The organism is Limnofasciculus baicalensis BBK-W-15, from assembly GCF_024178385.1.
Taxonomy (GTDB): Bacteria; Cyanobacteriota; Cyanobacteriia; order Cyanobacteriales; family Coleofasciculaceae; genus Limnofasciculus; species Limnofasciculus baicalensis.
This window is the reverse complement of the sequence record NZ_JAMZMM010000681.1, coordinates 1-1,485: the sequence shown is the minus strand read 5'-3', so window position 1 is coordinate 1,485 and position 1,485 is coordinate 1. Positions and strand designations below refer to the sequence as shown.

At 41.3% G+C, this 1,485-nt stretch carries 2 protein-coding genes; both read left to right on the top strand.

The genetic code is table 11. The features are described 5' to 3' along the window. The first annotated feature begins 137 nt into the window (after positions 1 to 137). The gene (locus NJ959_RS29425; RefSeq protein ID WP_254015306.1) at positions 138 to 1,007 is read left to right on the top strand and encodes a Cof-type HAD-IIB family hydrolase; all 870 of its coding nucleotides are present in this window, start codon (positions 138 to 140) and stop codon (positions 1,005 to 1,007) included. 265 nt (positions 1,008 to 1,272) lie between these two features. After that, positions 1,273 to 1,485 (top strand): hypothetical protein (locus NJ959_RS29420; RefSeq protein WP_254015305.1); only part of this gene is annotated, 213 nt, incomplete at its 3' end.

Genomic DNA, 1,485 nt, shown 5'->3' with positions numbered 1-1,485 from the left:
AATAAAGTAGTGCTGCAGTACTACTCATCATCCGGTTTACTGCTAATAAAGTAGTATTGCAGTACTAGTTGTAACCGATGCAGCGATCGTAGCCATAGGTGAGAAGATATCAATTAATCACCAACAACCAATAACTCATGCCACAAGCATCTACTGCCGAGCAAGTGATAGACTCCAAGAATCTCGAACCTCTCGATATCCGCCTACTTGTCCTTGATATTGATGGCACGATCGCAGGAGAATCTAATGAAATCAGCGAAACTGTGAAGCAAGCAGTTGGTAAAGCCCAAGCCAAAGGAATTCAGGTTGCGATCGCGACTGGGAGAATGTATCGTTCTGCTTTGCGCTTCCATCAAGCTCTTGGTGCTACCTTACCGATTCTCGCATACCAAGGGGCTTGGATTCAAGATCCTGCCACCGATAAACTATACCAACATTTACCTGTGTCGCGGACTACAGCGGCAGAATTACTAGATTATTTTGAAACCGAGACACTGCGATCGCGTCTTGCCGTCCATTTCTATATTAACGATCAATTGTACGTGCGCGAAAGGAACGATCAAACGGAAAGTTATCGTAAACGTTCCACAATTCAACCACAATTTGTCGGAGATTTGCGTAATATTTTAAACGATGAACCAACAAAAATTTTAGCCCTCAGCCAGGAGCCAGCATTAGTTGACCAATTATTGCTCGACTTGCGCCAGAAATATACACCAGAGGAACTTTACTTAACAAAATCAGTACCAACTTTCTTTGAAGCAGCCAATCCCGCTGTCAACAAAGGCAACGCAGTGCGTTTTTTGGCGGAAGATTTACTGGGAATTAATCGAGAAAATGTTATGGCAATTGGCGATAACTTTAACGATGTGGAAATGCTGGAATATGCTGGATTAGGAATTGCCATGGGAGATGCACCGCCGGAAGTAAAAGCACTTGCCCAATGGGTAGCGCCCTCAGTTGATGAAGATGGTGTTGCTGCTGCTATTGAAGAGTTTATTTTGTGACGTACTCCCCCGACGAAAAGTAGTAGGGTGGGCAGTCTCCAGCAACATAATTTTATGCTTTTCGCCTTATACTGGGGACTGCCCACCCTAGATCCCGCTCTTTTTTGAAATTGGTGCAAGATCTTAGTTGATCGGACTTTTGACTTAGGAATAGCATAGTCATATAAGCCATTTGGCTGATGTCATGCTAAATTTTTCAAAATATTATAGATTTAGGACAGGGTGTTTATCTCCAAAACTTGTTCAAAAATGAATCCTATAATTTATGCAGCCAGAGAACAAAGAAAGAACAATAGCACATGATACACTTAGTATTAACGTGGGACACTTTAATGTATCATGTGCTGCCAATAGTAGTGACATATATGAAGCTTTGATTTCAGACAAAAATATTAAAAATAGCTCGCCAACCATTGTCTATGGTATTTTCCTTTATACAGATGAAGATATAGAGATAGTCAAATACATAAGAGAAAAC